This is a genomic window from Thermostichus sp. OS-CIW-29, from assembly GCF_054058195.1.
Window position 1 is genome coordinate 43,676 of record NZ_JBSSAB010000012.1, and the last position, 24,741, is coordinate 68,416.

At 58.0% G+C, this 24,741-nt stretch carries 18 protein-coding genes and 1 pseudogene; 10 read left to right on the forward strand and 9 right to left on the reverse strand.

The window, feature by feature from the left end; all coding sequences use genetic code 11:
• Positions 1–46 precede the first annotated feature (46 nt).
• Together ACVWZJ_RS06245 and ACVWZJ_RS06250 are read left to right on the forward strand one after the other, a co-directional pair.
• On the forward strand, positions 47–1,153 hold the full coding sequence (locus ACVWZJ_RS06245) for a phosphotransacetylase family protein (RefSeq protein ID WP_414343695.1): 1,107 nt from the start codon (positions 47–49) through the stop codon (positions 1,151–1,153).
• A gap of 478 nt (positions 1,154–1,631) precedes the next feature.
• Positions 1,632–2,159, forward strand: a complete 528-nt coding sequence (locus ACVWZJ_RS06250; RefSeq protein ID WP_148202715.1) for a ribonuclease H family protein — start codon at positions 1,632–1,634, stop codon at positions 2,157–2,159.
• Between the two features lie 60 nt (positions 2,160–2,219).
• Here the strand turns inward: ACVWZJ_RS06250 and ACVWZJ_RS06255 are convergent, their stop codons facing one another.
• Positions 2,220–4,961: a glycosyltransferase gene (locus tag ACVWZJ_RS06255; protein WP_187147270.1), complete on the reverse strand. Its 2,742-nt coding sequence runs from the start codon at positions 4,959–4,961 to the stop codon at positions 2,220–2,222.
• Between the two features lie 872 nt (positions 4,962–5,833).
• Between ACVWZJ_RS06255 and ACVWZJ_RS06260 the strand changes: the two genes are divergently transcribed.
• Complete coding sequence (locus tag ACVWZJ_RS06260; protein WP_011432965.1) at positions 5,834–7,477, forward strand: DUF3352 domain-containing protein; 1,644 nt, start codon at positions 5,834–5,836, stop codon at positions 7,475–7,477.
• A 47-nt stretch (positions 7,478–7,524) separates the two neighbouring features.
• Here the strand turns inward: ACVWZJ_RS06260 and ACVWZJ_RS06265 are convergent, their stop codons facing one another.
• The 5 genes from ACVWZJ_RS06265 to ACVWZJ_RS06285 form a co-directional block, all read right to left on the reverse strand.
• Positions 7,525–8,268, reverse strand: a complete 744-nt coding sequence (locus ACVWZJ_RS06265; protein ID WP_011432966.1) for a response regulator transcription factor — start codon at positions 8,266–8,268, stop codon at positions 7,525–7,527.
• Between the two features lie 68 nt (positions 8,269–8,336).
• Positions 8,337–9,095 (reverse strand): sensor histidine kinase, encoded by a 759-nt coding sequence (locus ACVWZJ_RS06270; RefSeq protein ID WP_011432967.1) that lies wholly within the window; start codon positions 9,093–9,095, stop codon positions 8,337–8,339.
• 109 nt (positions 9,096–9,204) lie between these two features.
• Positions 9,205–10,683: a sensor histidine kinase gene (locus ACVWZJ_RS06275; protein WP_011432968.1), complete on the reverse strand. Its 1,479-nt coding sequence runs from the start codon at positions 10,681–10,683 to the stop codon at positions 9,205–9,207.
• 144 nt (positions 10,684–10,827) lie between these two features.
• Positions 10,828–11,814, reverse strand: a complete 987-nt coding sequence (locus tag ACVWZJ_RS06280; protein ID WP_011432969.1) for a pentapeptide repeat-containing protein — start codon at positions 11,812–11,814, stop codon at positions 10,828–10,830.
• Between the two features lie 141 nt (positions 11,815–11,955).
• Positions 11,956–13,515, reverse strand: a complete 1,560-nt coding sequence (locus tag ACVWZJ_RS06285; RefSeq protein ID WP_457395352.1) for a hypothetical protein — start codon at positions 13,513–13,515, stop codon at positions 11,956–11,958.
• A gap of 85 nt (positions 13,516–13,600) precedes the next feature.
• On the opposite strand from ACVWZJ_RS06285, the pseudogene ACVWZJ_RS06290 reads away from it, so the two are divergent.
• Positions 13,601–13,802, forward strand: a pseudogene (locus ACVWZJ_RS06290) (hypothetical protein); the annotation flags it as partial.
• A 178-nt stretch (positions 13,803–13,980) separates the two neighbouring features.
• Here ACVWZJ_RS06290 and ACVWZJ_RS06295 read toward each other — a convergent pair.
• The gene (locus ACVWZJ_RS06295) at positions 13,981–14,898 is read right to left on the reverse strand and encodes a CoB--CoM heterodisulfide reductase iron-sulfur subunit B family protein (protein WP_457395355.1); all 918 of its coding nucleotides are present in this window, start codon (positions 14,896–14,898) and stop codon (positions 13,981–13,983) included.
• Positions 14,899–15,217: 319 nt separating this feature from the next.
• Between ACVWZJ_RS06295 and ACVWZJ_RS06300 the strand changes: the two genes are divergently transcribed.
• Both ACVWZJ_RS06300 and ACVWZJ_RS06305 read left to right on the forward strand, forming a co-directional pair.
• Entirely contained in the window at positions 15,218–15,970 is a 753-nt protein-coding gene (locus ACVWZJ_RS06300; RefSeq protein WP_071818158.1) for a hypothetical protein, read from the forward strand.
• Between the two features lie 302 nt (positions 15,971–16,272).
• Positions 16,273–17,022, forward strand: a complete 750-nt coding sequence (locus tag ACVWZJ_RS06305; RefSeq protein ID WP_011432973.1) for a YebC/PmpR family DNA-binding transcriptional regulator — start codon at positions 16,273–16,275, stop codon at positions 17,020–17,022.
• Positions 17,023–17,075: 53 nt separating this feature from the next.
• Here ACVWZJ_RS06305 and ACVWZJ_RS06310 read toward each other — a convergent pair whose 3' ends face one another.
• Positions 17,076–17,387 (reverse strand): YbjQ family protein, encoded by a 312-nt coding sequence (locus tag ACVWZJ_RS06310; RefSeq protein WP_011432974.1) that lies wholly within the window; start codon positions 17,385–17,387, stop codon positions 17,076–17,078.
• A 411-nt stretch (positions 17,388–17,798) separates the two neighbouring features.
• Between ACVWZJ_RS06310 and rbsK the strand changes: the two genes are divergently transcribed.
• Together rbsK and ACVWZJ_RS06320 are read left to right on the forward strand one after the other, a co-directional pair.
• Entirely contained in the window at positions 17,799–18,716 is a 918-nt protein-coding gene (gene rbsK, locus ACVWZJ_RS06315) for a ribokinase (RefSeq protein WP_011432976.1), read from the forward strand.
• Positions 18,717–18,970: 254 nt separating this feature from the next.
• Entirely contained in the window at positions 18,971–19,714 is a 744-nt protein-coding gene (locus tag ACVWZJ_RS06320) for a response regulator transcription factor (RefSeq protein ID WP_011432977.1), read from the forward strand.
• 166 nt (positions 19,715–19,880) lie between these two features.
• On the opposite strand, the gene ACVWZJ_RS06325 is transcribed toward ACVWZJ_RS06320, so the two are convergent.
• Entirely contained in the window at positions 19,881–21,716 is a 1,836-nt protein-coding gene (locus ACVWZJ_RS06325) for a DUF1565 domain-containing protein (RefSeq protein WP_457395360.1), read from the reverse strand.
• 165 nt (positions 21,717–21,881) lie between these two features.
• On the opposite strand from ACVWZJ_RS06325, the gene ACVWZJ_RS06330 reads away from it, so the two are divergent.
• Positions 21,882–23,105: a pentapeptide repeat-containing protein gene (locus ACVWZJ_RS06330; RefSeq protein WP_457395363.1), complete on the forward strand. Its 1,224-nt coding sequence runs from the start codon at positions 21,882–21,884 to the stop codon at positions 23,103–23,105.
• A gap of 108 nt (positions 23,106–23,213) precedes the next feature.
• Positions 23,214–24,326: an LptF/LptG family permease gene (locus tag ACVWZJ_RS06335; RefSeq protein WP_457395367.1), complete on the forward strand. Its 1,113-nt coding sequence runs from the start codon at positions 23,214–23,216 to the stop codon at positions 24,324–24,326.
• Positions 24,327–24,741: the final 415 nt, after the last annotated feature.

Below are 24,741 nucleotides of genomic sequence, written 5' to 3' on the forward strand. Positions count from 1 at the left end.
ACTGAGTAAGGGATCCCTTCGTCCCTCTCGTTACCGGGAGCCATCCGTGTCCAAGTTCCTTTTAATTGGTTCTACTGAGCCCTTCAGCGGTAAGTCGGCTGCCATCTTGGGTTTGGCCAAGCATCTGCAGCAGCAAGGGATAAAAGTCACCTATGGGAAGCCCATCGGTTCTTGCGAGCGGGAAGATTGCTCGCTGGAAGGGGGCGATCCGGATATGCGCTTTGTGGCGGAGTCTCTGCGGCTGACGATGGATCAAATGCCGCCGATGCTGCTCCGGCTCAACGAAGAGGCTTTGCTGGCTCAAATGAAGCGAGCTCCCGGGGATCCAGCTCCAGAGTGCCCGGTTGCCCCTCTGTTGGAGTTTGTCCAGCGCTCCCCTGCCGATTTGGTGCTGCTGGAAGGCCCAGCCGATCTTTACGAGGGGGAATTGTTTGGCCTGTCGCTGGCCAAGATGGCCCAAGCCCTGGATGCTCCGGTACTGCTGATCAGTCGCTACCATTCCTCCTTGGCTGTTGATTCTCTTCTCTTTGTCCATCGTCAACTGGGATCCCGCTTGGCAGGCGTGCTGCTGAACGATGTGCCACCTGACCAAATGCAACCGGCAAAAACGATCATTCGGCCTTTTTTGGAGGGACACGGGATCCCGGTGCTGGGGATTTTGCCCTCCCATCGCATTTTGCGCAGCATCAGCGTTGGGGAGTTGGTGCGGCAACTGGATGCCGAGGTGCTCTGCTGTCCGGATCGGATGGACCTGATGGTCGAAGACATTGCGGTAGGGGCGATGAACGTCAACTCGGCCTTGAAGTACTTCCGTAAGCTGGATCACAAGGCGGTGATCACCGGCGGAGACCGCACCGATATTCAACTGGCCGCCCTGGAAACTTCCACCCTCTGCCTGATCTTGACCGGCAAGCTCCCTCTGGATCCCCGCATTCAGTCTCGAGCAGAAGAGCTGGAAGTGCCGATTCTCTCGGTGGATCTGGACACCTTCACCACCATCAACCGCATCGAACGGGTTTTTGGGCAGATTCGCCTGCACGAGGAGGTGAAAGTCCGCTGCATCCAAGAGCTAATGTCAGCGAATTTTGACTTTTCCCGTCTCTATGCTCATTTGGGCTTGACACAACCCCTAGTGTCGGCGGTAGGTGCGTAGGATAAAGTCATTAAGGCTTCTCTACATCTGGTGTCTAAATAGGTAGTTCTCCGAGAGCGAGCACTATACCTGATCAAGATGAAATAAGCTCAGTTTTGATGCGCTGGTCTCTAGTGTCTGATGCTTTCCAGTATCTGCAATGATTTCTGCAAAAAAACGCAGGGATCTCTCGCCGGTTTGGCCTACTCACCGAATTCGAGAGATATCATGCGAGTATTCATCACCTCAACACACCACTCCTCCCCCAGATTTTCTGGGGGTTTTTGTTCGCGCCGTTTTGGCAGAATTTCCCTGTCTCTCTAACCTTACGTCACGTGAGCTGGTGTTGACGAGGTTTATACTACTGATAGTGTAAAGTAAAACTTTCCCGGAACTAGATACACTAAATAGCGGTGCTGGCACGCCCTTGTGCGGTAAGATGCAGTGTCTGTTGTCGAGCCGGGATCCCAAATGTTGCCGTTAGCGCCGGATGAGCACCATGGCCAAGGTTTCACGGATGCGCAGCCGCAAAGGAGCGCGCCCCAGCCGTCTGGCTGCCTGCCCCCGCAGCGGCATCTTCACGGACGGGGGATGTTCTCCCAATCCGGGGCCAGGGGGATGGGCCGTGGTGGTGGTTCAAGATGATCGGGTTGTGGAAGAGTTTTGGGGAGGGGATCCCGATAGCACCAGCAACCGCATGGAGTTGACCGGCCTCATCCGGGCTTTGCGGTATTGCCGCCACACCCAGGGCAACGGCGTCGATACCATCTACAGCGACTCCCACCTTTGCGTGCAGACTTACAACAATTGGATGGAGCGCTGGGCAGCCCAGGGATGGCGGCGGCGCACAGGGCCAGTGGAAAACTTGGATCTGGTTGAGGAGTTATATCAACTCAAGCAGGAGTGCCCTCAGGTGCGGGTGGTCTGGATCCCAGCCCACCAAGGTCTGCGCTGGAACGAGTACGTGGATGGGTTGGTTGCCCAGGCTCGAGCCAGAGTGACCGTTCCTCCAGAAGTTAGGGGTTGAGGTTCCACACCGGCAGTGGGGGCACTGTGAAACTGGTTAGCAGCAAGATGCTTGCCAAGACTACAAGGCTGTTAGGCTTGGCTTGACTGCAAGGTGCAGAACTTCCTGGATGGTTTTAGCCATGCGCTCCCAGGTAAAAGACTTAACCCACTCTAAGCCTTTCCTGACTTTCTCAGCGCGCAACTTGGGATCCAGAACCTGAACCAAGGTGTCCGACAAAGAGTCCTCTACATAAAATGCAGCTTCTCCTCCTACTTCCACTAAGGCAGAGTTGGGATAGATAATGACAGGGGTCCCACAGGCCATGGCCTCCAATACGGGTAGCCCGAATCCCTCATATGCACTTGGGTAAACCAGCGCCACGGCATTCTGGTAGGCTTGAACCAACTGCTGCAGATGAACCAACTGCTGCAGATCTAGATAAGCATTCATAACAGGTTGCGGAGCTGCCGCCTGTCGATAAGCCTCTGGAGTCGACCAGGAATGAGTGCAAAGGACAGGGAAAGGCTTATAGGACCACTGCTGATAAGCTTCAAAAAATAACTCATGTCGTTTGTAAGTGCCTTGCTGGCATCCAATCAGCAGCCAGTGCTTGGGAATAGCTGAGGGATCCGGCTTGAATACACTGGTGTCAACCCCAAGGTAAGCTACTACTGCCTCTTTGCCAGTTAGACGCAGCAAGTCACAGGCCGTGTTTTGGCTAACAGCTACAATGCGAGCGGCTGCTTCAAGGGCTGCGTGCTTTTGGCGCCACATGGGATCTGAGAGATCCCAACCCAGCACTTCTGGGATCATGTCATGGAGCAGGAGCACCTGCGGAATGTCAGAGGGCAGGTATGTATAGTAGGTGCTCATAAAAACATCAGCCCCTGACCAAATAAAAGCTTGTCTCAACTCAGGATCATCCCAGCGGGCGTAGCTAAAGGGGTGACCCTGCATTCTCTCGACACCCTGGGGTAGCTCTCCCATGCCACCCCGATCGTAGAAAGTGATGCGAATCCCCAGCTGAGGCAATTCCCGCAGTAAGTTGCGCCAAACTGTAGCAATACCAGCTTGGTGCCTCTGGAAGAACACCCCGTCCACAAATAGGTGAAGACGTTGCCGCACCTCTACCACCAAGGGATCCCCGTATGCCCAGGGGAAAAAGGGCTGCAGCGAGCAGGGCTTTTCCGCTTTTTGCAACTCTTCCCAAGCTCTGACAGCTCCTTGGTAGCCGTAGTAGGATTCCTTAAACTCCACCTGCTTTCGCAATGCATAGGCATAGTGGTCAAACACTAAGCCCTCTGCTTCCGTTTGGTCTGCGGTCAGAACCCTCTCGGGAAGTCGTCCCTTTCGGATCAATACAGGTGGCTCGTGAGTTTGCCACTCGCACTCAGAGGGATCCCATCTCCAGACCCGCCACCACTCCATCTGGGGGTTGTTGCCCCACTTACCTTTGTTGTCCAGGACAAGATTGGGGCCCACGAAGTAACGACAGTAGAACTGGGCCGCCTCTAGAGTGGGATCTGCTTCAAAGCGTCGATGAACCCGCCGGATTTGTTCGACTGTCCAAATTTCATCTGCATCCAACTGCCACAGCAAGCAGGGATAGTCAGGTTGGGCTGCCCTGACCATTTCAATTTTGCCATCCCAAAACTGGCCATCGGGCTTCTGAACAAGCCGAACACGGCTGTCTTTGGCTGCCAAGTCCCTCAAGTATTCGACCGTACCATCCAAGCTGTGCCCCTGGGAGTATTCCTCAGGGATGCGGCCGCCGTTGGCTAAGCTCCACCCTGTGTCATGGCGTAAGGCAGCAACGCCCTCGACCACCACCCACTGCCAGGGGATCCCTAGCTTATCCAACTCGCAGAGGGTGGAGTAGTGGCGCTCAATGTACGGCTCCCCGTCTAAAACAATGGTGAAGAAGTGAATGGGAAGAGTGGCTCTGCTGTCTTTAAAGATGGCAAAGCCTTCGCGGACATTTCCCCAGCAAATGAGTCGGTAGCCATAGCTGGGGAGCTCCGTCAAGCAACGGCTGTTCTTAAAAGCGAAGATGTCATCCAGGGCAATATACTTGGGACGAGCACCTCGCTCTAAAAAAACCTGCAGGTCATACCAGCCCGTAAACTCGCCGCCGTCAATGAGAAGAAGGTCGGGGTTGGGAACTCGGCTTGCCCCATCCGTGGGAACAGACTTGAGTAAATCTTGTCCCTCCTGGTGCCATTCCAGAGCCTGCTCTCGGCTATAGGAGGCCCAAAAGCTGGAGCAAGATTTCAGCCATTCTTCCACCTCCTCCACTGTAGCGATCCTAGGTTGGGCAGCAGCGTGAATGGGGATACAGCGGGGATCCTTGCTTACCCTTCTAGCCAACTCTTTGTAGCGCTCAGGATGAGCTTCTATGCTGTAGATGCGAACAGAGTCAGGAAGGGCGTAGCGCAAAACAGCTGTGGATCCTTCTCCACTACTGGCCCCTACCTCGACCACCACCCGCAGGGAGGGATCCCTGCAAATTTCTGCAAGAGCTGCTCCAAAAGGCTCATCTAGCCGGATTTCTGGTGGGATATACCACTCTGGCCAGGCGGAGTCGCCGTTCCGTTTCTGATTGACCCAGCGGCCATACGCAGCAGCAGCTTCTCGATGATAGAAGGAACTGGCTGTGGGTAAAAAGGCATCAGCCTCCTCCTGAGAGAGGTCACGAAGGTATTGAGTAACCTGAAATAGCCACAGGCGCGCCACTTCCTCGCCTGTCTGGGGATCGTAAAGAGAGTTGATAAAGGCATTTGGAGGCCAATCTTCTAGAATTTGCTTCAATACTAACCACACCCAATCCTCTTCCCCAGCTCTAGCGAAGCAGTCAAGGCTGTGCGCCAGCAGCTGAAGTCTATGGTGGTGGTGTACAGGAAGCTTTAGGGCTTCCTCCCGCATGCGTTCTGCAACAGGTTGATAGACAATCGACAGAACTTGCAAAAGTCGCTTTGTCTGTGGCCACAATAACCCTTCTAGAGATCCACCCCTGTACCTTTCTGCAAACTCAGGAGCGATGGAAAGAGCAATGGTCTCTAGGAGAATTGAGGGAATACTTTCTTGTTCGGCCTGGGCAAAAAAGGCAGAGTAGGATCCTTGCCAAAATAAAGTTCCCAGCTGTTCAAAGTTGGTGGCTTGCGTCACAGCTAATGACCCCCATTGATCTTCCTGCTAGAGAGAAGGAGTAGCTCTGCTTAAGCTCAAGCATAGCAAGGATTGCAACTTCTGGCAAAGGGAGAAGTGTCATTGCCTGGGGAAAAGCAACATGTACAGGAAAGCTTCAAGTTTGTTGCAGGAAATGTTCAACTGATAACTATTCCTGTCTTGGCTGCTATCGCCGCGGGGCAAGCATTTCGTGGACTTTGGTTCACTACAGCTCCTCCAGGCCGAGTTTGGGATCTTATTACGCTACAGCCTATTAAGAGGCTACAGGATACAGCTGTAAGCCTGCCTGTTCTGGACTCATCGGAATCAAGCCTCAGAAACACGACGTTTTGTATCCCTTGATCTGTGAACAGGCCGTAGGTTTACTCACAATTTAGACTATCTTGTTAGACTATCTTGACTTGTGCTAGAGTGGACTATTTTTTCACTTACAGAAAATTTGGGTTTGCAGGCTCATGCCTAGATGCTACGATTGGCTATATCCACTAGCTGCTTAGGTAGCCGCCATGCAAGTCCAGCTTCATTCTCGGCTGCGCCCTCTCTCTCTGACGTTGATGGCGGTGGGGAGCTCTTGGCTCCTGGGATCCTGCCAACTCAGAGGGCCACAGGTACAGTTGACCGGCGATGTTCTGCCGGAAACCGCGCTGGTTCCCCAGTCGGCGCCCCTGGTGCTGACCTTTTCTACCCAACCGGAAGAATCTTTTCGCACTCACCCTGACCTTTTGGCCCAGTGGGAGAGCTGGACGGCAGAAGCTTTGGCTGAAACCGGCAAGGAGTTCTCTCGGGAAGAGATGCAAGCTTGGGCTGGCGAGCAATTCACGATGGCAGTGGTGATCCCCAATCTGGTGCCCGGAGCTGCCGAGCCGGTGCCTGGGATCCTGTTTGGAGCCAGCACCCGCAACGCTGATTTGTCTGGGCAATTCTTGGCCCAGGTGCGGCAACAGGCAGCAGCAGAAGGGGCCAACTTCGAGCAGCGCCAGGAGCAGGGGGTCACCCTCTATGTGCAAACCAACGGGGAGCCGGGCGAGCGATGGGTAACTGCTGAGTTTGGCAACCGCTTTGTGGCAGTGGCCAACGACCCAAGGGTGATGCAGCAGGCGATTGCTGTGTATCGCGGCGAAGCAGAGCCGATTGGCCGCTCCGAAAGTTTCCGCACCGCTGTTGGCGATCTGTATAAGAGCGGCACGCTGGCCTTTGCCTACTTCAACTTCCAGGCTTTGCAGGAGGATCCCGAATCTTTCAAAGACTGGATGCAGGATCTGGATCCGGCGACGCTGGGATCCCTGCAACCCCTGCGCTCTTTGGCCATGGCTGCCCACTGGCAGGAGCAGGGCCTACGGCTGCGCATGTTGACCCAGACCGATCCGAAAACCCAGGTGCAGGGGGGGTGGCAACCGGCTCGCGGCGAACTTATTCAGCGGCTGCCCGGCAATGCCCTGGCGGTGCTGACCACCCAACAGATCGCCCAGCGCTGGCAAGCCGTTATGCCTGAGCTGGAGAAAGATCCGCCGGTCAAGGAGTCGTTAGAGGAGCTGCGGGCTGAGTTTCGCGCCAATACCCGTCTGGACTTGGAAAAAGATCTGCTGGCTTGGATGGATGGGGAGATGGCCCTGCTGGTGGCACCGGATGCCCAGGCCCATCCCCTGTTGCAGGGCATGGGAGCAGCCTTGGTGATCGAGACCAGCCAAAAAGACAAGGCCAACGCGGCCCTGACTCAGTTGGATCGGCTGGCCCAAGAATCGGGAGTAGGGGTAACGGAGGCGGGTGGACAGGTGACGTGGGCGGATCCCTTGTTTAACCGCCCGCTTTTGACCCGCGCCTGGGAAGGCAACTATTTGATCGTGACTAGCAGCACGGCGGCGCTGCAAACCCTCGCCCAACGCCAGGGCAATTTGCTTCCCCAAACCGAGCCGCTGAAAACCCTCTACGATCAGTTGCCCAAGCCCAACTACGGCTACTTTTTGCTGAATTGGCAAGGGATCCGAACAGTGCTGGAGGCCACACTACCGGGTGGTTTGGCAGGCTTGGAGCCGGAGGCCCGTGAGCTGCTGACCCGCATCGATGGGCTGGGCATTACCAGCTACCCTGCCGGGGATCACGCCTTTGGGTTGGAGCTGCTGGTTACTGTGCCACCAAAGCCCCAGCGATAAAACCGTGTCTCACGTTCTTCAGTCTTCCTAGGGGTTGGGGGTGAGGGCTATAGCCGAATTAGGCCATAGGTAAGGGCATAGCGAACCAGCTCGGTGCGGCTGCTGGTGCCCGTCTTGTTCAGCAGGCGGGTCACGTATTTTTCCACGTTGCGCACGCTGGTTTGCAGCTGCTTGGCAATCTCCTTGTTCATCAGCCCTTCTGCCACCTTCTCCAACACCTGTTGTTCCCGCGGCGTCAGCTCTACCTTGATGGGTGGGGGCAGGGGGGTGGGGGCAGAGGTCTGGGCAGGCGTGGCTGTGGCAAGGGTGCGCTCCGACAGCAGGGCGCGAATCGAGGCCAGCTCGCGGGCCACCACCTCCGAAGGGCTGGCAGCGCGGGATCGCTCAATGAGATTGGAGACAATGGCCACCAGCTCCTCCGGATCGAAGGGCTTGGGCAAATAGGCATCGACACCGGCCCGGTAACCCTGGATGCGGTCGGCGGTCATCCCCTTGGCGGTGAGGAACACCACCGGCAGATGGCTGTAGGGCTCGAGTTTTCGCAGTTGGGCCAAAAATTGATAGCCATCCATGCCCGGCATCATGATGTCGGAGATGATCAACTGAGGCTGGGCCGTGCTGAGCAGTTGCAGAGCCTGCTGGGCGTTGGCCGCCGGGATCACCTCAAAGCCGCTGTCCTCGAGGTAGGCTTGCACCGCTTCCCGTAAGCCGGGTTCATCATCTACTAGCAGAATGCGGGCTGCTGGACTGGCAGCAGGGGGTTCGGGTTTGGCTGGGGGAGAAGAGGCCATCTGCAGCTCCTGGGTAGCGTTCAAGCGTTTGGCGGCACCTGCCATCCCATATCTCTACAATCTTCCTACTAACCTGTGGGCAATCTCAGGCGAAAACAGGAGCCTTGGGGGGAGCTTTCCACCTGGAGATCTCCGCCCATCCGGGTGGCCAGGTCGCGGCTAATGGCCAACCCCAGCCCCTGCCCTGGCTTAGAAAGATCTGCCCGAAAAAAGGGATCGAAGATCCGCTCCAGGTTCTCAGGGTGGATGCCGGGGCCGTTGTCGCAGACGGCAACGAACACTTCCCGTTGCGAAGCAGTTGAGGGATCTTCACCCAGCTCCACCTTCAGCCGGATCTCACCTGGGGGCGGGGTGTACTTGCAAGCGTTGTCGATCAGGTTATCAAGCACCTGGCGCAGGGCGCGCGGATCGGCTTGTACAGGGGGTAGGGAAGGGGGCAGAACGGCTTGAAAGTGGTGTCCCTGGGTTTCGGCCAAGGCTTGATAGATGGGGATCCACTCCCGCAGCAGGTCGGCCAAGGAGAGGGGCTGAAGCTGGAGGGGGGCCGGGATCCCGTCCAAACGCTCGAACTCCGCGAGCAGCTCCTGCAAATGCTTGCACTCCTGTTCAATGCTCAGGCCAATCCAGTGGTTGCGATCCTCGGGGGGCAAGCGTTTTTGCAATAACTTGGCCAGCGTGCTCAGGGCGGTGAGAGGATTGCGCATTTCGTGAAGCAAAGTGGAAAGCTGCTGGGCAGAAAGAGTGACCCCCTTAACCTTGGGTTCTCCGGCTCCGCAGACGGGTTCAGGCTCTGGATGGTGTTCAGCAACTTTTCTGGCTCTCGGCATGGATCCAATCCCTAGACTCTCCCGGCGCTGGCAGATCGATCCTAGCCCTACCTCCCCTGCAATCCGCCATATCAATCCTGAGACGCTATCGGGATCCCAACTGGGTGGCTTATAGCTGGCGGGGCAGGTAGATGTTGAGAATTTCCCCCCGACGGGCGCGATGGCGCACGGTGAGGTAGCCCCCCAAGGCGCGGAACAGAGTTTGGGTGACGGGAAGGCTGAGGCTCACTGCACCGGTATCCGGCTGCACGACCAACAACTGCCCAATCGCCTGAGGGGATTTGGGCTCTGAGGCAACAGTGGCGTCGCTGCCCTCAGGTGTGTTGACCTGAAACTGAAGTTTGACCAGCTCCCCTGCGCTGACCAACTGGGCGCGAATGTGGCTGCCAGCCGGCGTGCTGCGGGCAATGCGGTCGACCATGCCAAACAGCACCGCTTCCAGCGCCTTGGGATCGCTGACCACATCCGGCAGCTCATCGGGAATCTCCAACTCCAGTTGGGATCCCCGCCGTTCCACCTGCTCCTGCCAGCGAGGCAGGTTTTGCCGCACCAAGTCCACCAGCGCAATGGGCTCTAGCTGAAGCCGACGCCCCTCCTGTGGGGTAGCAGCGGGCATCACCGTTTCTGTAGCCTGGAAAAACAGCCCGAAGCGGTTGATTTGCTCGGTACATTCGCGGTCAATTTTCTCCACGTATTCCCGTACCCGCGACGGCAGATCGTGCCGCTTCAGGATGAGACTAACCAAGGTGCGGATGGTGCTGAGGGGCGTCTGGATCTCGTGGATGAGAGCCCGCAACAGTTCTGCCTCCGAAAGGCTGTTCTGTTGGCCTTGACCGGCAGGCTGGCCATGGGAAGGAGGAGACCGCCGCTTCTGCCAATCTTCTGGCCGGGTTGTGGGCGCAGGGGAGTTCTCGGCTCTGGCGGGGGGTAAGCGAGCGGGCGGGGATCCCGACTCGGCCAGGTTTCCCAGCAGAAGAAGGCTGCTGAAGCGGGCCAGCACCCGCACATGAGGCTCCATGAGGGGATGGTGCTTGATCAGCTCCTGCCAGAAGGGCAAGCGATCCGGCCTACCCTGTTGAACCCGCTGCTCTAGGATCTGCCAAGCCCGATGCACCACTTCCGGCTCAAAAGACACCATCATCCCCCTCTGCCGCGTGTGGGGGTGATGCCCTTGGGCGGCCACCGCCGAAAAAACAGGGGTGAGCACCAGCAAAAAAGGCTCCTCCACCAGGGGATCCTGCGGCAGGAGAGGGATCACCGTCTGGCCAGGGGTCAGAATCGACTCAGGGGACAAGTCAGGGGTAAACAGCCAGGGATCTTCACGGGCCAGCTCCCGCAGCTTCAGGTTCGGTTCTGGAGCGTCAATGGGCGACGGCAGTTGAGGCAGCGGATCCCGAACCACCCAGGGGGGCCACCAAGACACCGGCCCACCGATCACCACCCCAAACTGTCCAACTTCTTGCCATAGCTGGAGCAGGGCTGCCACCGTCTGCTGCCAGGAGCGCTCTCCTGCCCCCGGCAACCATTCCGGCAAGGGCAGATCGGCCCACAAAGCTTCCATCAAGGACAGAAATCGGCGGCTGTTCACGGATCTCTTTGACCCATCCTTCCCTTGTAGGGTAGCGGTTGTGGCCCCTCTGGGGCAGGGGAAAACCTCACCTTTTCCGGGGCGGATCCCCGTCTCACTCAGGGACAAGAATCCTCGTCCTCATACGGTAGCGAGTCTGTCCAATCAGCCTACCCGTCCATCCGGCAGAGTTGCCCCGCGCAAATTGGCCCCGCTGAGGTTGGCTGTGCTCAGATCGGCTCGGGTTAGGATTGCCTCGCCGAGATCGGCATTTTCCAGGTTGGTGCGGCCCAAATAGGCATCCACCAGGTTGGCACACCGCAAATCGGCCCCGGCCAGATTGGCCCGACTGAGATCCGTCCGCGCCAGTTTGGCCGAGCACAAAGAACTCGCGGAAAGATCGGCCCCGGCCAGATCCGCCTCGCTTAAGTTGGCCTCTGTCAAATTCACCTGGCGAAGTATCGCCTCCTTCAAGTTGGCCCGCGCCATCTGCGCCCCTTGCAGGTCTGCCCCCAAAAAAGAAACCCCCCTCAGGTCGGTCTCGCTCAGGATGGCCCCTTGCAAACGGGCTTGCTGCAGATTGGCCCCTTGCAAGTTGGCTTTGATCAAACTGGCCTCTTTTAGGTTGGCCCCGCTCAGGTCGGCCCGTGTCAAATCCGCTCCCGACAGGTTGGCTCCGCTGAGATCAGCGCGGCTAAGATTGGCGTTGCGCAATACCGCTCCCCGGCGGCTATCGAAACGGAGATTAGCCCCCCGCAAGCAAGCTCCCCCCAAGTTGGCACTGGTGAGGTTGGCCCAACGCAAATCCGCATCCAGCAGGTTGGCATCGATCAACAGAGCCAGCGTCAGGTTGGCCCCATGCAAATCTGCTCCTTGTAGGGTGGCGCCGTGCAACTGGGCATCTCTGAGATCCGCCTCGCTCAAGTCCGCCTGGCTGAGGTTGGCCCCACCAAGGTTAGCCCCGACGAGGTTGGCCTTCTGCAGCTTGGCTCGCCCCAAGAAGGCGAAGATCAAATTGGCACTGTGCAGGTTTGCTTGGGAGAGATCCACCCCGATCAAATCGGCCCGGCTCAGGTCAAGGGCGGCCAGGTTTTCGCCCGCAAAGTTGGTTCGTCCTGCCCGGTAAAGCCGGAGCAGATCCTTGGCGTCCATAGATGGAGGGGGGAGAGCTCAGAAAAGCGAGAGGGGATCCAAACTAGCGGCCATTCTAGAAGAAAATCAAGGCGTTTCCCCAACACTCGGCGCGGCTGATCGTGAGTGTTGAACGGGATCCCCAAACAGCGGGTTTGAGCTTCAAACCAGCCCGAACAGACGGCGCTCTGCCTCCTCCATGCGATCCAAGAAAGCAGCAAATTTGGTGGAGATCTCCCCCACTTCCTGCAAAAAGGCGCGTAGTGTTTGGTACTTGAGAACCAAGGCTTCCTCTAGGGTGCAGGTTTGGAACTGCTCATCCAACGCCTTGCCCAACTCGCTCAGGGCCTGTTCGATAGCAGCTTTGACAGAGCCGACGCTGCGCCGCACCAAGCGCATCACCTCCTGCTCCAACTGCGGCTTTTGCCGGGCCAGCTCGCTGCTGGCCAAGACTTGTCTCAGGGAAGCATAGGGATCCGCAAGGTTGGTGGGCACCTCAGTGATCGCCTCCGGCAAAGCGTATTCCCCACTGCTGACGCGCAGGGGCTGCACCAGGCGCCACTCCGATTGTTCTAGCTTTTTCAAGATCCCCATGAACATTGCGGCGGATCCCTCGACATCCCTCAAGAAGCCGCGCAGCACCTGGTGTTTGAGGGTCAGATATTGGGCGGGATCCTCATCCTGCAGACCTTCGTCCAGGGCGTTGCCCAACTCGCTTAGGGTGTTCTCGATGGCAACCATCAAGGATCCGGCGCTGTGATGGAGCAGTTGGCGGCAGGACTCTGGGATCTCCTGTCGCAGGTCAGAAGAGGGGCCGGGTGGTGTTGTCCAGGTTGCAAAAGCCAGAGGATCTGCAGGTTCTTCCTCATCTTCTGGGATCCCAGCGTCAATCCAAGTCATGGGGCTGGCCAGGGACTCTGCCTCGCCCGCGCGAGCGGCATCTTCGGTATTCAGCCAATCCAGATTGGCGGAGAGAGGCTCAGCAGCCAATCCTCCGCCGGGGAGGGTCGCTGGGGGCACGTCAACGTAAAGAGGCTTCAGCATCTGCAGCACAGCATTGGCGGCTTGGCCATCCTGATCCGGCTCCTGCAACTGCTGCACCGCCTCCTTCAGCCGGGCTTCCAGTTCTTGGGGGGAGGCGCAGGCATCGTAGAGGGCTCTGAGCAGCTCGTCCAGGCTGTAGCGCCGCAGGGCGGCCAACCCTTGCAGGGTGGGCTCTATTTTGTGGTACAAAGCCGTGAACAGAACCAGCTTGGCCCGCAAAGGGCTGGTTTGCCGCATCACCCCTGCCCGCAGCTCGAAGGGATCGTAGTCTTGCTTTTGCAGTCGTGGGCTTCCATACTCCAAGGACAAGATAGGCGAGGGTGCGGCCCAAGCTGATGGCTCCTTGGGCGAGGGCATGAGTGGGCTAGAGGGATCCGCTTGGGGCTGTTGATACAGGGGCTGTAGCTTGCTTAGCAGCATCTTGGCGACGCGGGCATACTCGGCTTTTTTGTTGATGCGGCTAATGGCCTCTCGAAAGCGCTGGCCCAAAGCATCAAGGGTAGCGTGCTGGCGGCAGAGCTGCTCCAGCAGAGCTTTCAGGTCTATTTGGTTCAACTTGCTGACATCGCTTTCCCAAGTGCTGGTGCAGGCAAAGTAAACCAGCTTTTTCACTCGGTCTGCGTACCCGCCCTGCTGCACTTCTTGCACAACAAGGCCAAAGGGATCCGAGACAACCATAGGGAGCTGCTAAGCAGGAGCATGACTCTAGTCAATAATAAGCTCAACTATACTGAAAATAATGTATAATATATGATATGTTCAGTCGGATTACTACCAGTTGATCTTTCTGTTTACTTTCGAGTCTGCCAACATGGTAGCCAAAGCAAAGCAGAAAATTGGTAGTAAGACGACACGGAAACTGCGCTTTGGGTATTCTACTCAAAGCTTTGCGGGATACCGCCATTCTGTTTGGACTCCGTCCCGCTAACGCGAATGGAAACAAACAGAATGCTATCGCTGCATAGTTGAACAGTGATGTTCAGCAGTGTTCAGCGTAAATGTATCAGTAGGTGGATCTAAGCTTACGAGGATCTTTGCGGTTTTTGAACAAGGACGGGTACCTTGCTGGGCAGAATAGCATATCCTTCCCAGGCAGACCCCACCTGATGTTTGCCCAGGGATCCCCCAGCCATCAAGTGGGATTTAGCGGCCTATTTTTTGCAGGGCTCTTTCCACCTGTACTACATGGCGGTTCAGTCCCAAGTTTTCCGCCGGGATCCCCAGGGCCAGGCCCACCAATTGTGGCAAATGCAGGATCGGGATCCCCAGCTTGCGCCCGATCACCTCTTCCACCTCCGGCTGCCGAGAGTCCAAGTTGAGGTGACACAGGGGACAGGGGGTGACCAAACAATCCGCTCCCGCCTCTATGGCCTCCAGAAGATGCCGGCCTGCCATCGAGAAAGACTGCTGCGGGGCATAGCTGGAAATGGGCCAGCCGCAACACTGGGTGCGCCCGCGATACCAAACAGGGGTGGCCCCCAAACGCTCGAAGAGATCCTCCATCAAACGGGGATCCCGTGCCACATCAAAGCGGGAGATGTCGTAGGCCCGCAACAGATAACACCCGTAGAAGGCAGCGCAGCGCAGTCCCAGGAGAGGCCGTTTGACCTGTTGGGCCAATCGCTCCAGGCCGTAGTCATGAGCCAGCACCCACAGCAAATGGCGCACATCGCCTGTGCCCTGGTAGCAGCTCTCGCAGCCTCCTTTCTGGCACAGGGCCTGCACCTGGTGAAAGTACTCTGGATTCGCGGTTTTCGCAGCTTTTAACTTTTCATTCACGCGGCCCAACACCCCCTGACAGGTGCTGCAGTGGGTGAGCATCGGCAACCCCAGCGCTTCCGCCAAAGCCAGGTTGCGGGCATTCACCGTATCTTCCAGCAGCTCCGATTCTTCTTTGAAGGTGCCCGAACCACAGCAGGAAGCGGCTTCCAGCTCCACCAGTTCAATGCCCAGATGCCGCGCAATCTGGTCGGTGGAGTCATACAGCTCACGACAGGCCCCCTGGGCCACACAGCCGGGGTAGTAGGCGTAGCGCAAAGGTGAAGGAACAACCGCGGTCATGAGAAGACGTGAGAAGAAGAAGAGAATTGGGTTTGCGATCTCAACGGTAATAACAATCCATGGATCCATTGCCCACACAGCAGAGCACTGGCCTGCCTGCAGAGCGGGAACCCAGAGCTTAAGATCCTACACCCATGCGCTGCCACAGCACATCCGTTGCTGCCCAGGACAGGGAGTTTGTCAAAGCTTCCCTATTTATCTGCCCCTATTTTGAAACCATTCGGAGCCGATACCCTATTTTTCTCCCTGCCTAGTGCCTCTCTGGCCGATGTCGGGTAGATTTGGCGGTAGCCATCGCTGAGGAATCGGTCAACGCTTTATGAACAGCCCGATCCAGGATTGTGAGCCCCCCGTTTCACCTCGCTCTAAGCAGGGCAGTCTGGGTTGGAGCCTTCCTCTAAAAGGTTGGGGATTTGGCTTGTTTTTCGGATCCCTAGTTTGGGCAGGATGGGCAAGTCAACTCCAGCTATGGGCCCAGCCGGTCGAACAGCAACCCCAGGAGGAAGTCCTTGTGCCGGGGCGCAATCTCGATCCTGGGGCGCAAATCCGGGTGCGTAACGAGCTGGTCAAGACCTGTGGGGACTATCGTTGCGAAGGCTATCGCTTTTCGGTACGGGTACCGATCAGCCCTGAAGACACCCTGGAAACTCTGCTGGGGCGGCTGGATACGGAGATGCTGCGGGAGGTGGATCGGGTGTTTCAAACTCGGCCCGATCTGAATCGGGTCATTGTCGATGGCTACGTCTTCTCGGGTACTCCCGCTTTTGTCAGCCGGGAAGTGCTGCTGCAAACAATGTTTGTGCCCCGTCACCGTTGGGAAGTGGGGCGCTTTGGGCCAGAGCAAGATGCGATTTTCTATGCCGAGCTGTTGGGACAGGTGACGCCCTTTCTAACTCCATCCCCAACCCCCACGCCTACACCTGGGCCTGTGCCTGGAGAAGGTGTGCCCCCTCTGCCCCCGCCTCCTGGGGAAACTCCTCCCATAGAGGCAACGCCTACCCCTCAAGAAACCCCAGCCGCTCCACCTCCACCTCAAGGGGATGTAATTCAGCGGCAGCCGATTCAGCCCTGATGGGTTTGTTGGGTAGCTGAGTCTGGGTTGTGAAGGATCCCTCGTTATAGTCATTTCAAACCAGATTGAGATACTCCCCAAGCGCTCCGCGCCGCTGCCCTTACCCCCAGTTTCTCTCTGGGAGAGGGAGTTAGGAATCGACATAACGAACCGTTTCACTGCTGTTTGAAATAACTAACTATAATTTGTGACCAGGCCGGTGCCCTCCCAGTTGCCGTGGGGTTGAGTCCTGAGCCGAGGTGATCTAGGCTTCAAAAGTGGAGGGATCCCTCCAATTCATTGCTTGACTGGTGTGTGGCGGCATGGCAGGACACAGCAAGTGGGCCAACATTAAACGGCAAAAGGCCCGTGTAGATGCCAAAAAGGGCAGCCTCTTTACCAAACTCTCGCGGGCCATCATCGTGGCAGCTCGCAACGGCTTGCCAGATCCGGATGGGAATTTTCAGTTGCGGGCGGCAGTGGAGAAAGCCAAAGCAGCGGGGATGCCCAGCGAAAACATTGAACGAGCCATTGCCAAGGGAGCCGGCAACTGGAGCGACGACAGCCCCCTGGAAGAAGTTCGCTACGAGGGCTACGGCCCCGGTGGGGTGGCTGTGTTGATCGAGGCCATGACCGACAACCGCAACCGCACGGCTGCCGAGGTGCGAGAAGCCTTCAGCAAAACCGGCGGCAGCTTGGGAGAAGCCGGCTGCGTGAGCTGGCTGTTCCGGCAAAAAGGGGTGATCAGCCTGGAGGAGGTGTTGGATCCCGAAGCCCTGTTGCTGGCGGTGGCGGAAGCGGGAGGAGACGACTTCAAGGTGGAAGGCACAGGAGCAGAGGTGTACTGCGACTACTCTTTGCTGGAGCAGGTGGCCACCTACCTGAAAAAAGAGGGCTACCCAGTGCAAGATGCGGCCATCCGCTGGATCCCATCCACTGAGGTGCATGTGGAGGATCCCGATACGGCCAAGTCAGTGCTTGCCCTGATGGAGCGTCTCGACAACCTAGACGATGTGCAGAATGTCTACGCCAATTTCGAGATCGACGAGGCGGTGATGGAAAGCCTGGCCTGAGAACAGGCTGCCATCATCTTCCGAGAAAGGGAAACCTTCAACAGAAGCATCCGTCAGCGGAGCTTAACGGCGGTGCCGGCGGCGGTAACGAGGATCATTGTCGTGCTCATGTTGGTATGAATGCTAACGCCTAGGATGCCATTTGCTCCCAAACGTTTGGCTCGCTGCTCCAACTCTTCCAAAACCTTTTTCTGGGCATTCTCGAAAACTTCTTCATAGGTTCTTGTGCGTCCCCCGATGATGTTGCGGAGGGTAGCAAGGAAGTCCCGTAGAACATTGGTGCCATAAACTACCTCGGCGGTAACAATGCCCAAGTAACGCTCAACCTCTCTACCTTGGAGCACGTCTGTAGTGGTCAGCAACATCAGCTTGCTTCCTGGGTCAACACCCACCAAGATAGTCGGGATCCTCAACCTTTGGAATCGGGTTCTTGCCCTGTGTTTTCAGCAGAGTGGCGATATGTCGAAGGGCGACCAATCCCTACAGATAACCGTTCCACAACGCATAGTCATTTATCTCACCGTTGAGGTGAAACAAACGACCGGTTGCTTCCTGCTAAGGCCTCCGGCCCGCTAGCGCGATCAGTTGAAATAGATGGTAATAAAAGTTGAAATAGATGGTAATAAAAACCACGACTGCTATCAGCCCTTGTCGCGTGGTAGGGCGCTCAAGGGGATCCCTGGCCAAGACCGGCGGCTGATACAATAGCTGCCCAGGGATCCAAACCAAAGATCTCTGGATCTCTGCTTTTCCAACAGGATTTCCCCACAAGCCCGATGGCAGGCCCGATCCGAGTGGTGGGTAGCTTGAACATGGATTTGGTGGTGCAGGTGCCCCATCATCCCGGCCCTGGGGAAACGGTGCTGGGATCCGACTACGCCACCTACCCTGGCGGTAAGGGAGCCAATCAAGCGGTGGCAGCGGCGCGGGCGGGAGCCCAGGTGGAAATGTGGGGAGCGGTGGGATCCGATGAGTTTGGGCGTCTGCTCCAAGAGAACCTGGAGCACAACGGCGTGGATACCCGCCACCTGAGGCAGTTGGAGGGGCCCAGCGGCCTAGCTTTGATCACAGTGGATCCCGGCGGGCAAAACAGAATCGTGGTCAGCCCTGGAGCCAATGGTCGCTATCTGCCGGAGCATTTGCCTCCCTTTACCCCAGCGGCCCTGCTCCTGCTGCAGCTGGAAATCCCCCTGCCCACTGTGCAGGCTGCAGCAGAACAAGCCTCTGCCCAAGGGATCCCGATTTTGCTCAACCCTGCGCCCATCGTGCCATTGCCAGGATCCCTGTTGCGCCAGGTTCGCTACTTGGTGCTCAACGAAACCGAAGCGGCTGCCCTTGCCCAATCCCCTGTGGAGACGCCGGAACAAGCCCAAAAGGTGGCTCAAGAACTGCAGAAACACGGGATCCCAGCCGTTATCCTTACCTTGGGAGGGGCAGGGCTGGTCTGGGCAGATGGGGAAGAAAGTGGCCATTGGCCAGCTCATCCTGTGGAAGTGGTGGATACCACCGCTGCCGGAGATGGGTTTTGTGGGGCCTTAGCTGCTTGTTTGGCTGCCGGGGGATCCCTGAGGGAAGCCCTGCGTTTTGCCAATGCCGCCGCTGCCTTGGTTGTAACCCGTGCAGGAGCCCAACCTAGCTTGCCCCAACGCTCTGAGATCGAGGCGTTTTTGGCCTCTGCCGTAGAAACAGCATAGACTGCTGCTTATCAAAAGTTTTCGACGTCTGCGGTGGAGAAGTTCATTGGCCGTTTGCGTGAGCGCTATGGGGAAACCGCAACCTCCACAGGACAGAGCGGGGCCAAATCCTTTTTCCGAGCTGCTACTCATAGCCGGCGGAGGGGATCCCTTGCTCCTTTTGAGTACTGCTCAATAGTGCCTTGCCTTCCCTTGTGGGTGTTTTTAGAGTTAGGAAGTGAAAAGAAAGTATTCGGTAACTCTGATAAAGGCCTGTGAGTACCCTCCTTGCTGAAGATGACGCTCTCTACCGTCAGCATGTTCATAGCCTGCTAACACAACATTTGCCTGAGTTCGGCCCGGTGTATATAGCCTCGAATGGTAGAGAGGCGTTGGAACTCTACCGCCAGCACCACCCCAGCTTCGTGTTGATGGACATTCGCATGCCTGAGATGACCGGGATCGAGGTAGCGCGGCAGGTTTGGTCAGAGTGCCCCAGCACGCGCATCATTTTTTGGTCGCATTTTGCCGATGAAGTCTATGTGCGGGAGCTGCACAAGATCGTGCCTCCGCAAACTGTCTATGGCTACCTTTTGAAAAATTGCACCGATGAAAAATTGGTCAGCGCCATCCAAGCGGTGGTGCAGGATGAGCAATGCGTGATCGACCGAGAGGTGCGCGGGGTCGATTCCCGTTCACAAAACAAAATCACCGGTCTCAGCGATGCCGAGTACGAAGTGCTGATCGACATTGCCCTCGGCCTCACCGACCAGGCCATTGCTGCACGGCGCTTTTTGTCCCGCCGAGGGGTAACCAACCGTCTGCGCAACCTCTACGACAAGTTAGAAGTCAGCAACGACCAAATTGAGAGCGACGAGTGGGGAACCACCTTCAGCTTGCGGGCCAGAGCCATCCGTCTTGCCTTCAAACGGGGGTTGATCAACGCCCAACTGCTGGACGAGGAGGAAGTGCATTTGGATCACTGGCTCAGCCGCTACCGACTGGATCCGTTGGACTAGAGAGGGGGTGTTCGAGCCGTCATCGCTCTTGGCAAGCACTTGTAGTCAATTCCCTTGCCAGCGACCAAGGAGACTTGGGCTCAATGGCTGGCCACCCCGCCAAAGAACTGGGATCAAAGCTCCCTCGTACCGCTATGGAGAAGCAAGCCGGCAGTGTGGGGGGTCGCTAGCGGAAAATCATCTCGGCAACCGCCTCAAAGCCGGCATCCAACAGCCGATCCAAGACCGACTGGGCCTGGCTGCGACTGTCGTACAGGCCCGCCTGCAACACTGTTCTGCCGTTGAAAACCGTTTCCACCGCCTCGGGGATGAGCTGCCGCAATCGGTTCAAGTCATCGCTGCTCTTGGGGGTCACCAACACGCGAAATTGAGTTGCCGTTCGCGTTGGCGAAACGGAGTCGTTACCCACAGCAACCACAGGGGGGGCAACTGGAGTTGTAGTGGGAGCAGAGGGAGTGGCCGGGATCCCTGCCGATGAGCGACGGGCCGGCGGGGGCAGAAGGGTGGTGATATCTGTGAGGGGAGCCGAGGGTGGCCTGGGAACAGGAGCTGCGGGGGCAGGGTCAGCCGGCTGGGCAGGTGTGGTAGAGCCATCGGGGGTGAAGGGGACAGCCACAAACTGCTCCCCCGGAGGTTGGGGCTGGGGAGTTGCCTGAGGGCTGGAGGGATCTGGCAAGATGCGCCCTCCGGATCCTTGGGGCGGAGAGGGGGGAACCGGGGCAGTAGACTGGGGCACCGTTAAAACCGGCAAGGTGGAGGGGGTCTCAGCCGCTGGCCGGGGATCCCTGGGAGTAGCCGGCTGGGACGGGGCACTGGGCAGAGCCAAAGTGCCAGGGGCAATGGGGCGGGGAGCGCTATCGGGAAGGGCGGCAACGGTGGTTTGACCGGACAGATCCAGATCCCCTTTGACCTGGCCCCGCAGTTGGTTGCCGTTGGCATTGAGGCGCAGGCCGCGGGTGGCGTTGTGGATGTCGTATTGGCCGTTGCCCTCAAAGATGTTGTTGCCGGGATCCGTGGCCGTGCCCAAATCCGGCTGGGCAGTGGTGATGGCGGTGAGGCCGGTCTCCAAGTTCTGGGCGATGAGATTGTTGCGCAGGATGGGCCTGGAGCTGCCCCCGACGATCACGCCGGTACGGTTCTGCAGGATGCGGTTGTTGCGCACAATAGGCGCCGAGCGCTGGTCGATGGTGATGCCAAAGCCGGTTTCTTGGAACAGGTTATTGACGATGGTGGGCTGGGAGGTGCCCAAAACGGAAATGCCGTTGGCCCCGTTTTTATAGAAGCGGTTGCCCTCCACCCAGGGATTGGAAGCGCCGGCAATGAAGATCCCATCGTGGATGCTGCCCACAAAGCTGTTGTTGAGAATGCGCGGGGAGGCAGATTCCACCCAGAGGGCATAGCCGCGCCGCCCCTGGTTGCGCAGGGTAATTCCTCGCACTTCTGCGCCGGTCTCTGCCAGCAGAGCAACATTTTGTCGCCCCAAGGTTGGGCTCATGTAGGTACCGCCGCCGGTGATGAGATAGCCCTCTCCCAAGGTGGACTCGTCCCCACGTAAGGTGAGGCCCGCTTTCAGGCGAATGGGGAAGGTTTCGCCGCTCTCCTCGCTATACACCCCAGGAAAAAGCTGAATGACGCTGCCAGCTTGAGCCCGCTGAATGGCATAAGTAATCGTCTTGAAGGGGTTATTGCGGGATCCATCCCCACGGGTATCGCTGCCGTTGGCCGCATCCACAAAAATAGCCGGGCGATTGTCCGGGAGCGGGGGAGCTTGAGGCAGGGTCTGCTCGCCGGTAATACCAGTGTCCAGGGAAGTTTGCGCCCAGCCGGGATCCAATTTGGCTGCTAGCAGTAAGGTGGTGCCGAGTAGCAGAGAGGTTGCCAGCCGCGTCAGCATTGCAGAACGATGGCGCTGCGCCCGCAGGCCGGGCAGGACTGCTGTAGATTGGTGTTCGCCGGATTTCTGCAGACCAATAGGCAGTAAGGACAATAAGGAAGAGATCATGGTGGTTATCCTCACACCAGGCTGGGCTAGAGAAGAAAGGCCGAGGTTATCCTACCAAACTGAGTAGGCGGGATCCTGCCCTATCCGCCAACTCCAAATACGGACTAACGCAGGCTTTTTTTGCAAGTCTAACACTAGCCCTAGAGTAACCTCCCTGCTTGCGCCATGACCTACAAAACCCTTGTCCCCGAACATCTGCCCCAAGAGCCGTCGCTGCTTGAATCCGGGATCCTGCTGTCTCCGGTCTCACCGTGGCAACCCCTGATTCATCTGCTGCTGTTGGGGATCCCGGCCTTCTTGCTGCTCTTGGGAAAGCTGATGGCTCAGCCGGTCTTGAGCTGGGGGGCGGTGCTGGCTTGGCTGGGCCTGGCGGGCTGGTGGGGGCGATCGCTTTGGGCTCAGATCGGACGCCGTCTTTGGCAGTGGCTGACCACTTGGCCTCAATTGGCCTGGGCGGGAGTGGCCCTCAGCTTGGCCCTGATGGGAGGGGTTGCCGGGAGCGGGCTGTTTTCCGCTTTGGGATCCCTGAGTTGGGAGGCGATTGGGGCTTTGGGAGAAGTGTTCGGGGCCACAGGCCAAATCTTGATTGCCATCCTGGCTGCCTACATCGCCTGGCGGCAGTACATCATCTCCCGCGATCTCACCATTCAGCAGAATATCATCACCCAGCAGCAGACCATCGACGCCTACTTTGAAGGCATTTCCAACCTGGTCTTGTCTCCCGATGGGCAGTTGGACGATTGGCCCCTGGAGCGGGCCATTGCTGCCGGGCGCACGGCTGCTTTGTTGAACGGGGTGGATCGCTTCGGCAAAGCCAAGATCCTGCGCTTTCTCTCCACCGCTAACCTGCTCAGCCCTCTGCGGCGAGACGAACACCTGGGCCGACCCATTCTGGACGGCAAAGGGGGTTACCAGCGGGATCGCGTGAACGGCATCCGAGTGGTCAACCTGGGCACGATGCTGGAGGGAGCCGACCTGCATGGCACCCTGTTGCGGGCGGTGGATTTCAGCGAAGCCAGCCTGGAGCGGGCCAACCTGAGCGGCTGCGATCTCAGCCACACCAATCTGTGCGGAGCTAACTTGCGGAATGCCGACCTGCGCGGGGCCGATCTCTACCGCGCTTTGCTGTTTGTGGGATCCCCTCAGACGGCTTCCCCCGCTCAGCCGGGGCAAAAGCCCGATTTTAAGACCGGAGCCTACACCGGAGCTATCGTGGCAGGGGCAGATTTCCGCCAGGCTCGCCGCCTTTCCCCCGAACAGCGGGCCTACCTGGTCACCTGGGGTGCCGAGCTGGATCCCGCGTCCGAACCTCCCCTCAACTCTCCTCAGCCGCGTTTGGATCCTGCCGACAAAACGGAGTCGTTTCCCCCACCTGCCCCAAGCCCTTGAGCGAGAATAAATCGATAAGCCTGGTTCAGGGCTTTTGCCGCCGATTCTTCGGCTATTGCAACTCGCCTCTCCCTTGGGGAGAAGGGCGATCCCCTTCGATTCTCAAACATGGCACGGTTGCTCACCAAGTTCTGGCTGCTGGAGCGCTATCTATTTGGGCAGATGCTCACCCCAGTGCTGACCGGTGTTGCGGGGGGAACCCTGCTGCTGCTGGTGGGCCGACTGTTTACCCTGGCCGAGCGGCTGGTCGAGGGATCCGTCCCGCCTCTGACGGTGTTGCGCCTCTTGGTTTTGGATCTGCCGGAGATGGTGGTGCTGGGTATGCCCATTGCCGCCTTCTTTGCCACCATGCTCACCTTGGGCAAGCTGAGCGGCAACAGCGAGATCACCGCTATGCGGGCAGCCGGGATCCCGTTTAGCCGGATTTTCCGGCCCCTGCTGCTGGTGGGGTTGGCCATGAGCTTGAGCGCTTTTTTCATCAGCAACGTGTTGCTGCCGGCCAGTAAACAGCAAATCCGCCAGATCGATCAGCAAGCTTTGCTGGCCCAGGCCACCACCCCGGTGCAATACGATGTCTTTTTCAAAACCGAAGACAACCTCTGGTTCTTCATCCGCCAAGTGGATCCCCGGTTAAATACGATGCAAGATGTTACGATTTTGCGGGTGGATCCCTTGCCGGGGGGCAAATACCAGTTGGCGGAAGTGACCTTGGCCGCTCAGGCAGTGTGGAATGGACTGGAGTGGAGCCTGAGCGAAGGGGCAACCCACCTTTACGGCCCCACGGGTCTCAGCATTGCCGAGCAAACGTTTCATCGCAAGCCGCTGCAAGTTTCCCAGGATCTGGCTACCCTAATGCAGCCGCCGGTTCCCCCCAGCGAGTTGAGCTTACCGGAGCTGGCGGAGCGGATTTCCCGTTTGGCCCGCTCCAATCTCAATACTCAGGCTCTGCGCACCGAGTTCCACATGCGCTTCTCCCTGCCCTTGGCCAGCTTTTTTGCCGTGCTGATTTCGCTACCCCTGGGATCCACCACCGCGCGGCGGGTGGGACGCTACGGGGGCGTCGTCTTCGGGATCCTGTTGGTGTTTGCCTACTACGTGGTGCTCAGCGTGTCTCGCAGCTTGGGAGAAGTGGGAGCCCTTCCCCCTTGGGCGGCAGCCTGGAGCTTCAACATCTTGTTCGGCGGCATCGGACTGGTGCTGCTGGCCCGTTTCCTGCGCTAGGGATCCACCCTAGAATCCGCCAGTCTCAGTTCTCAAGGATGTCTCGAAGAAGGCAGGGATCAACTTTCCTTTCTCTCTCCTCTCTCCTCGCGTAGCTCAGGTTTCCGTCCCCTTGCGGGGAAAAGGTAGGGATCAACAGACTGTGAAAGACCGGTCCCGGAGGAAATCTTCGGGGTTTCCGTCCCCTTGCGGGGAAAAGGTAGGGATCAACAGCCAGCCTTCGATTAGTTCGCAGGCTATCGCCCACGTTTCCGTCCCCTTGCGGGGAAAAGGTAGGGATCAACGCGGATGAGGAGTTCTTTAATTACATCCTGGAGGCTCGTTTCCGTCCCCTTGCGGGGAAAAGGTAGGGATCAACAGTGGTCGCTGAAGCAGCTTAACGCTGTGGATGCACTGGTTTCCGTCCCCTTGCGGG

Excerpts from the sequence above, each read along its gene's own strand:
- ACVWZJ_RS06250 (WP_148202715.1), top strand. The coding sequence starts at position 1,632 with ATGGCCAAGGTTTCACGGATGCGCAGCCGCAAAGGAGCGCGCCCCAGC.
- ACVWZJ_RS06260 (WP_011432965.1), top strand. The coding sequence starts at position 5,834 with ATGCAAGTCCAGCTTCATTCTCGGCTGCGCCCTCTCTCTCTGACGTTG.
- ACVWZJ_RS06265 (WP_011432966.1), bottom strand. The coding sequence starts at position 8,268 with ATGGCCTCTTCTCCCCCAGCCAAACCCGAACCCCCTGCTGCCAGTCCA.
- ACVWZJ_RS06270 (WP_011432967.1), bottom strand. The coding sequence starts at position 9,095 with ATGCCGAGAGCCAGAAAAGTTGCTGAACACCATCCAGAGCCTGAACCC.
- ACVWZJ_RS06280 (WP_011432969.1), bottom strand. The coding sequence starts at position 11,814 with ATGGACGCCAAGGATCTGCTCCGGCTTTACCGGGCAGGACGAACCAAC.
- ACVWZJ_RS06285 (WP_457395352.1), bottom strand. The coding sequence starts at position 13,515 with ATGGTTGTCTCGGATCCCTTTGGCCTTGTTGTGCAAGAAGTGCAGCAG.
- ACVWZJ_RS06295 (WP_457395355.1), bottom strand. The coding sequence starts at position 14,898 with ATGACCGCGGTTGTTCCTTCACCTTTGCGCTACGCCTACTACCCCGGC.
- ACVWZJ_RS06300 (WP_071818158.1), top strand. The coding sequence starts at position 15,218 with ATGAACAGCCCGATCCAGGATTGTGAGCCCCCCGTTTCACCTCGCTCT.
- ACVWZJ_RS06305 (WP_011432973.1), top strand. The coding sequence starts at position 16,273 with ATGGCAGGACACAGCAAGTGGGCCAACATTAAACGGCAAAAGGCCCGT.
- ACVWZJ_RS06310 (WP_011432974.1), bottom strand. The coding sequence starts at position 17,387 with ATGTTGCTGACCACTACAGACGTGCTCCAAGGTAGAGAGGTTGAGCGT.
- rbsK (WP_011432976.1), top strand. The coding sequence starts at position 17,799 with ATGGCAGGCCCGATCCGAGTGGTGGGTAGCTTGAACATGGATTTGGTG.
- ACVWZJ_RS06325 (WP_457395360.1), bottom strand. The coding sequence starts at position 21,716 with ATGATCTCTTCCTTATTGTCCTTACTGCCTATTGGTCTGCAGAAATCC.
- ACVWZJ_RS06330 (WP_457395363.1), top strand. The coding sequence starts at position 21,882 with ATGACCTACAAAACCCTTGTCCCCGAACATCTGCCCCAAGAGCCGTCG.
- ACVWZJ_RS06335 (WP_457395367.1), top strand. The coding sequence starts at position 23,214 with ATGGCACGGTTGCTCACCAAGTTCTGGCTGCTGGAGCGCTATCTATTT.